This window comes from Pseudonocardia thermophila, assembly GCF_900142365.1.
Taxonomy (GTDB): Bacteria; Actinomycetota; Actinomycetes; order Mycobacteriales; family Pseudonocardiaceae; genus Pseudonocardia; species Pseudonocardia thermophila.
Window position 1 is genome coordinate 266,707 of sequence record NZ_FRAP01000006.1, and the last position, 7,862, is coordinate 274,568.

General features: G+C 70.9%; 6 protein-coding genes. 2 read left to right on the forward strand and 4 right to left on the reverse strand.

What is annotated here, in order from left to right:
- Positions 1–97: 97 nt before the first annotated feature.
- Entirely contained in the window at positions 98–2,008 is a 1,911-nt protein-coding gene (locus BUE41_RS10600) for a glycosyltransferase (RefSeq protein ID WP_143172081.1), read from the forward strand.
- Positions 2,009–2,125: 117 nt separating this feature from the next.
- Positions 2,126–2,827 (forward strand): GntR family transcriptional regulator, encoded by a 702-nt coding sequence (locus BUE41_RS10605; protein ID WP_073456881.1) that lies wholly within the window; start codon positions 2,126–2,128, stop codon positions 2,825–2,827.
- Position 2,828: 1 nt separating this feature from the next.
- Here BUE41_RS10605 and BUE41_RS10610 read toward each other — a convergent pair whose 3' ends face one another.
- The 4 genes from BUE41_RS10610 to BUE41_RS10625 form a co-directional block, all read right to left on the reverse strand.
- On the reverse strand, positions 2,829–4,874 hold the full coding sequence (locus tag BUE41_RS10610; RefSeq protein WP_234997150.1) for a glycosyltransferase: 2,046 nt from the start codon (positions 4,872–4,874) through the stop codon (positions 2,829–2,831).
- 2 nt (positions 4,875–4,876) lie between these two features.
- On the reverse strand, positions 4,877–6,094 hold the full coding sequence (glf, locus tag BUE41_RS10615; protein ID WP_073456842.1) for a UDP-galactopyranose mutase: 1,218 nt from the start codon (positions 6,092–6,094) through the stop codon (positions 4,877–4,879).
- Between the two features lie 68 nt (positions 6,095–6,162).
- Positions 6,163–7,095, reverse strand: coding sequence for a decaprenyl-phosphate phosphoribosyltransferase (locus BUE41_RS10620; RefSeq protein ID WP_073456843.1), 933 nt, complete (start codon positions 7,093–7,095; stop codon positions 6,163–6,165).
- The gene (locus tag BUE41_RS10625; RefSeq protein WP_073456844.1) at positions 7,092–7,670 is read right to left on the reverse strand and encodes a phosphatase PAP2 family protein; all 579 of its coding nucleotides are present in this window, start codon (positions 7,668–7,670) and stop codon (positions 7,092–7,094) included. The genes BUE41_RS10620 and BUE41_RS10625 overlap by 4 nt, the downstream gene beginning before the upstream one ends.
- Between the last annotated feature and the right edge of the window lie 192 nt (positions 7,671–7,862).

Genomic DNA, 7,862 nt, shown 5'->3' on the forward strand with positions numbered 1-7,862 from the left:
ACGCCGCGCGACGACCCGGCCCACGGCTGATGCCGCGGTCACCAGCACAATGGGTGGGTCCAGGGCCCTTCCCCCAGCTGTGAGGACATCTCAACCGATGCTGCGCACACCCGACGACACGGAGACCCTCGCCGATCGGGCGGCCGAACCCCGGGGGCAGGACGCCCCCGGCCGTCTGCTCGTGCAGCGCGGCCTGTTCTTCGGCCCGTCGGCGCTCGTCCCCGAGGACCTCTACAGCAAGGTCGAGTGCGGCGCCGCCCGCCGCACCCGGCGCACGGTGGAGCTCTCCCCGGCCACCCGGGTGACGACCAACACGTACTTCGGCCGCTTCCACGCCACCTACTGGCAGCGCTGGACCGCGATCCCCGAGGTGGAGGCGTCCGCGACCGTCACCGGAACCGGCCGGGTCCGGCTCTACGCGTCCGACACGAACAAGGTCTGGCGCATCGTCGACGCGCAGGACGTCGAGAACGCCGACGGGTGGGTCGTGCGCCTGGTCGGGAAGATCGACCGGTTCGTCGACGGCGGGGGGATGTGGCTGGAGTTCACCACCGAGAGGGGTGAGCTGACCGTCACGGACGTGCGCTGGAGCGTGGCCGCGCCGCGCACCCCGGCCCCGACGGTGGTCGGCATCTGCACGTTCAACCGGGTCGAGGACTGCCTCAACACCATGCAGGCGCTCGCCGACGATCCCGAAGCGCTCACGACCGTCGAGCACGTGCAGGTCGTCGACCAGGGCACCGACCCGCTGGAGTCACGGACCCGTTTCGCCGAGGTCTCCGCGGCCCTGGGCGGCAAGCTGCGCTACGTGCGCCAGCCCAACCTGGGCGGTGCGGGCGGGTTCACCCGCACGATCTTCGACGCCACCCGCGGCCCGGCCGAGGAGCACCGCGACGTCCTGCTCATGGACGACGACGTGCTGCTGGAGCCGGAGATCCTGGTGCGGCTCACCGCGTTCGCGGCGTGCACCACGCACCCGACGATCGTCGGCGGGCAGATGCTGAACCTGCTGCACCCGGCCTACCTGCACATCGCTGCCGAGTACGCCGACATCGAAACCCTGCGTGCCGGGCTTCCCATACCTGGCGCGCTCAAGGAGGCCAACCTCCTGGGCACCGACAAGCAGGGCCGACCGATCGTCCAGGAGCGGCGCGTCGACACCGCGTACAACGGCTGGTGGGCGTGCCTGATCCCGGCCGAGATCGTGCGGCGGATCGGTTACCCGCTCCCGATGTTCTTCCAGTGGGACGACGTCGAGTACGGCTACCGGGCCCGCGCCCACGGCATCCCGACGGTCGCGCTGCCCGGCGCCGCCGTGTGGCACGCCGACTTCGGCTGGAAGGACTGGGACGAGTGGCACCGGTACTTCAACATGCGCAACGCCCTCATCACCGCTGCGCTGCACACGCCGTTCACGGGGCACCGCACCGTGAAAGAACTGGCGACGCTGCTCGGCCACTACCTCGTCGCGATGCACTACGGGCTCGCGGCCACGCTGATCAAGGCCGTCGAGGACTTCCTCGAGGGTCCGAAATCGATGAACGACGGTTCGGTGGCCGCGGCGGCGGAGATCCGCAAGATCCGTTCCGCCTATCCGGAGACGGTGACACACGCGATGGCGGAGCTGCCCGAACACACCCGCGACTTCCGCGACACAGAGGTCGTCCGGGACCGCGGCACGCCCGGCATGCCGCGGGCGACCTGGGCGAAGCGGGTCGCCTACCAGCTCGCCGGGATCGGCCGCGACAGCGCGTTCGTGCCCGCCGGTGACGCGCACTGGTGGCACGTCTCGCTGTTCAAGCGCGCGATCGTCACCGACATGTCGGAGATGGGCTTCCGAGTCCGCGAGCGCGACGCGGCGAAGACCAAGGACCTCGCCGCGCGCGGCCTGAAGGCGCTCAAGCGCCTCTACAAGGAGGGCCCGGCGGTGGCGCAGCGCTACCGCGAGGCGGCCGGCGAGCTGATGTCGCGGGGGAACTGGGCGCGGCTGTACGGCCTGGACGACTGAGGGCCACCGGTCTCAGCGGCCCGCGGTGTAGCCCGGTACGGGTTGACCGCGGACCACAGCTCGTCGATTCGGATGTCGGTCGTACTGAACTGCATCCAGATCTGCGATGATGGCGCCATGGTGGCGCACGTGGCGGACGACGGCGACCTCGCCAAGAGCGACGAGATCGTGCTCGCCCTGCAGCGCCGCATCCTGCTCGGGGAGCAGCCGGTGGGTTCCTGGCTGCGGCACGCGGCACTCGCCGAGGAGTTCGGCACGAGCCGCACCCCCGTCCGGGAGGCACTGCGGGTGCTGCACGCGCAGGGCATCGTCACGATCGTCAAGAACCGCGGCGCACGGGTGAACGGGCACTCCAGCCGCGACATCCGCGAGCTCGGCGAGCTCCGCGCCGAGCTGGAGGGGTTCGCCGCGTTCCTGGCCGCCCAGCGGATCAGCGACGAGCAGATCGAGCGCATGCACGCCGCCTGGCGCAACTTCGACCCCACCCCGGGGGCACCCGACCGCGGCCGCCGCTGGGCCGAGGCCAACGACGCGTTCCACTCGGTGATCGTGGAGGCGTCCGGGAACCGGCAGCTCGCGCAGAGCCTGCGCGACATCCACTCCCGGCTGCCCGCCAACATCAGCTACGCCGCCTACGACGGCAACACCCGGCTGCTGCAGCGCAACCTCGCCGAGCACGAGGCCATCGCCGACGCCATCACCGACGGCAAGGACACGCAGGCGCGGGAGCTGATGGCCCAGCACGTCCGCTCGTCCCTCGACGCGACGATCCGGTGGGCCGAGGAGCACGACCTGTTCCGGATGCCGGACGACCAGTAGCTCACCAGGTCTTCTCGAAGACCCGCTTCACCCACTCCTCGCGGCTGGTGAGCTGCGGCTGCGCCGCCCGGTACTGCGCCCGCAGCTGCGGCCAGCGCTTGCCGATCACCCGCAACTGCTCGAACGAGCGGCGCAGCATCGAGCGGAACAGCTCCGGGTCGCGGCGGCGGAACGTCACGCTGCGCCCGTCGGGCGTGGTGACCGTCGCCGAGTCCAGCTGAGAGAGCACGAACCACTGCGCCTGCCGGTGCGGCACGTTGCGCTGCGGCACCTCGCGGTGGGCGGGGTTCACCGGGCGCAGGTTCCGCAGCACGCTCTTGACCAGGCCCTTCGCGATCGGCAGCTTCCCCGTGGGCGGGTCCGGGAACGACTGCGCGGCCAGCGAGTCCAGCTCGGAGAGCGGCACCTGGGTGGCCGAGTCGAGCGGGCGGCCGTCGTCGTACTCCGCGCGCTTGGCCCGGATCTGCGGCAGGATCGTGCCGATGTTCGCGAACAGCTCGTCGGGGCCGGCGAGGAAGTCGCGCAGCGCCATCTCCTGCAGCGCCACCGCCGAGTACTCCATGAGCATCAGGTGGCGCAGCGTGCGCTTGAAGATGTCGACGAGGATGGCCCGCGGGTTGTCCGGACCGTGCAGCGCGGCGGCGACCAACCGGTTGCGGTAGTGGAAGTACGCCTGCCAGTCGCTGGTGTCGTCCTTCTCCAGGAACGACATGTGCCAGATCCCGATGCCCGGCACGGTGGCGGTGCGGTAGCCGGCGGACCGGGCGCGCAGCCCGTACTCGACGTCGTCCCACTTGATGAAGACCGGCAGCGGCATGCCGATCTTCTCCACGACCGTCCGCGGGATCATGCACATCCACCACGCGTTGTGGTCGACGTCGACGCGCCGGTGCAGCCACGGGGTCTGGCGCAGGGTGCGCTCGGCGAAGTCGTGGTGCGGCTCGGTGCCGGGGGCGTTGCGCCACAGGAACGCGTTGCGGTCCACGACCTCGCCCATCGTGGACAGCTGCGACCGCGACTGCAGCGACAGCATCTGCCCACCGACCAGCGTGGGCGTGCGCGCGTGCCGGGAGAACGCCAGCGCCCGCAGGATCGAGTCCGGCTCGAGCAGGATGTCGTCGTCCATGTAGAGCAACTGCTCGAAGTCGGTGTCGAGCGCCTCGTGCATGGCGCGGGCGTAGCCGCCTGCCCCGCCGAGGTTCGGCTGCTCGATGAGCGTGAGCTTGTCGCCCAGCAGCGCCGCGGCCTGCTCGAACCCGGCCTGGTCGCGGACCTTCTGCGTGCCCTGGTCGACCACGACGACGGCGACGACGGCGTCGAGCACGAGCGGCTCGGACGCGAGCGCGGTGAGGGTGGCGACGGCGTCGGCCGGCCGGTTGAACGTGGGCATGCCGACCGCGATGCGGGCCGGGACGGCCGGCTCGGAGTCGGCGTACCAGCCGCCGCCGTGCAGGGTCAGCTCATCGGCATCGGTGGTGAGGTCGAACCAGTACCAGCCGCCGTCCTCGAACGGCCGCAGGTCCAGCTCCATGTCGACCTGGTGGCGGCCCGGGCCGTTGAGCAGCTCGCTGCGCTCGAAGATCTGCGAGCCGTCGGCCTTGGTGCGGTAGACGTCGACGCGTCCGCCGCCGGTGAGGTCCAGCCGCAGCCGCACCTTGTCGAGCGTCGTCCAGCGCCGCCAGTACGACGCCGCGAACGCGTTGAAGTACGCGCCGAAGGACACCTCGCTGTCGGCGTCGATCACCGCGGACGTGCGCGAGGTCGCGTGCAGCCTGCGACCGCCGCCGACCGTGGACCCGGTCAGGTGCACCGGCTTCACCGGCAGGTCGGTCGGCAGCGCGGTGGTGGTGGTCAGGCGCAGCCCGGTCCGCTCGTCCACGTACAGGGCGCGCACGCTCATCGGGTCACCGAGGCGCGGCAGGATCACCCGCTGCAGCAGTCCCTCGCGGGGCAGCTCGCCCGGGGCGGGGGCGGCCGCCGGCGCGGTCTCTGCTGCGGTGGTGGACACGGTGGTGGCCTCCGGGTGGGTCGGATCGGTCGAGGTCAAGATCAGTCGTCGTCGCCCGACTCGGTGCCCGACAGCGGGGTGCCCTTCGTGAAGAACGGGACGAGCCGGTTGTTGTACATGGTCAGCGCCGAGCCGATCGCCATGTGCATGTCGAGGTACTTGTACGTACCCAGGCGGCCGCCGAACAGCACGTTCGCCGTCGCGGTCTCCTTGCGCACCAGCTCGCGGTAGCGCAGCAGCTTCGCGCGGTTCTCGGGCGTGTTGACCGGGTAGTACGGCTCATCGCCGGGCTCGGCGAACCGCGAGTACTCCCGGACGATCACGGTCTTGTCGGTGCGGTAGTTCCGCTCCGGGTGGAAGTGGCGGAACTCCAGGATGCGGGTGAACGGGACCTCGACGTCGTTGTAGTTCATGACCGAGGTGCCCTGGAAGTCGCCCGTGTCGAGGACTTCGCGCTCGAAGTCGAGCGTGCGCCAGGTGAACTCGCCCTCGCAGTGGTTGAAGTAGCGGTCCAGTGGGCCGGTGTAGACGGTGGGGGTGCCCGGCGGGATCTCGTCGCGCACGTCGAAGTAGTCGACGTTCAGCCGGACCTCGATGTTCTCGTGGTCGGCCATCCGCTTGAGCCACGCGGTGTAGCCGTCGACGGGCAGGCCCTCGTAGGTGTCGTTGAAGTACCGGTTGTCGAACGTGTACCGCACCGGCAGCCGCGTGATGATCGAGGCGTCGAGCTCGCGCGGGTCGGTCTGCCACTGCTTGGTGGTGTAGCCCTTGATGAACGCCTCGTAGAGCGGGCGCCCGATCAGCGAGATCGCCTTCTCCTCGAGGTTCTTCGCGTCCTTGGTCTCCACCTCGGAGGCCTGCTCGGCGATGAGCCTGCGGGCCTCGTCGGGGCTGTAGTACCGGCCGAAGAACTGGTTGATCAGCGACAGGTTCATCGGGAACGTGTAGACCTGGTCGCCGACCCTGGCGAAGACCCGGTGCTGGTAGTTCGTGAACTCCGTGAACCGGTTGACGTACTCCCACACCCGCTCGTTGGAGGTGTGGAACAGGTGCGCGCCGTACTTGTGCACCTCGATGCCGGTCTCCGGATCGGGCTCGGAGTAGGCGTTGCCGCCGATGTGCGAGCGGCGTTCCAGCACGAGCACGCGCTTGCCGAGCCCGGCCGCCACCCGTTCGGCGATCGTCAGGCCGAAGAACCCGGACCCGACGACGACGAGGTCGAACGAGTCGAACGTGGCCGGTTTGTGCGCGTCACCCACGACTCCCGAGGGTAGCGACGCCGTCCCTCCGCGCTGCGTCGGCCCCTCGCCGGGCTCCGCCGAGCGGGTCAACCGGTGTACACGGCCATGGTCAACGTCGCCACCCACAGGACGGCGAGCACCTGCAGCACCCGGTCACGCAGGGCGATCTCGTCGGGGGCGCCGCCGTTGCCGCTGTCGACGTCGACGGAGTAGCGCAGCACCGCCACGACGAACGGCACGATCGAGATCGTCGACCACACGGTGTTGTGGTGCTCCTCGCGGATCTCGAACGCCCACAGGCAGTAGTTCACGATCAGCACCGTGGCCGCCAGCGCCCACACGAACCGCAGGTACGACGCCGAGTACGACTCCAGCGACTTGCGGATCTTCGCGCCGGTGCGCTCGGCGAGCATCATCTCGGCGTAGCGCTTGCCGGCCACCATGAACAGTGAGCCGAACCCGGCGCACAGCAGGAACGCCTGCGACAGCGGGATGCCGGTGGCCAGACCGCCGGCGACCGCGCGCAGCAGGAACCCGGACGCGACGACGCAGATGTCGAGCACCGGCTGGTGCTTGAGCCCGAAGCAGTAGCCCAGCTGCACCGCGAGGTAGACCGCGATCAGCGCGACGAGCTGCCAGGTGGCCAGCACGCTGACGGCCAGGGCCACCACCATCAGGGCGCCCGCGGCCACGTACGCCAGCCGCACCGGCACGACCCCGGCGGCGATCGGGCGCCACCGCTTCTTCGGGTGCACCCGGTCGGCCTCGACGTCCTTCGCGTCGTTGACCAGGTAGATCGCCGACGCGGCCAGCGAGAAGGCCACGAACGCCACGGCCAGCTGCAGGATCGAGCGGCCGGTGAACAGCTGCCCGCCCACGAACGGCGCGGCCAGCACCAGCACGTTCTTGACCCACTGCTTGGGCCGCATCGTGCGCAGCAGGCCGAGCGCGACCGTCTTCGGGGTGCGGGCGACCACGGGTTGCTCCCCGGTGACCGGGGTGAGATCCGTACTGGTCATCGGTCGACCTCCCGACGGGTCACCCGGCCGGTGAGCAGCGCGACCGCCGCGCCCAGCGCGGTGCCGGCGGCGACGTCGCTCGGGTAGTGGACGCCCAGCACCATCCGCGACAGCGCCATGGGCGGCACGACCGCGGCGGTGAGCCGGGTGCCGAGCAGGCGGCCGTAGAGCACGGCGGCCGCGGTGGTGGAAGTGGCGTGCGCGGACGGGAAGCTGAGCCGACTGGGGGTGCCGACCAGTACCTGCACGGCGGGGTGGTCGGGACGGCGGCGCCGCACCACCCGCTTGACCGCGATCGATGCCCCGTGCGCGGCGGCGACCCCGGCGGCGGCGGTGAGCCAATCACGGCGGCGCCCGCGGTCCACGGCGGCCCCCAGGAGCCCCAGCGCGAGCCAGCCCGCGGCGTGCTCGCCGAACAGCGACATCGCCCGGGCGGTGCGCACGACGGGCGGGGTGGCCAGCGCCTGCTGCACCGCCTCCAGCGCGCGGACCTCAGCGCCGGCGGGCGGTGCGATCGCGGCTTCCGCGGCAGGCGCAGCGGGTGACGGGCCGGTGCGGTCGAGGAGCTCGGCCACGGTGCGGGCCTCCCAAAGGCGGCACGGCGTTCGCGCTCGCGCGGCCGGTCGATCGTCGATGGACGTCTGCTGATGTTACGCCCGCGGCGGCGCTAGGTGTACTGACCCGGGAGGTTGTTGACAGTTAGGCGGCGAGTCGGGTGGCTGGGGGTCGGCCACCGAGAGCGGAGTGGGCGCGTCGAGTGTTGTAGC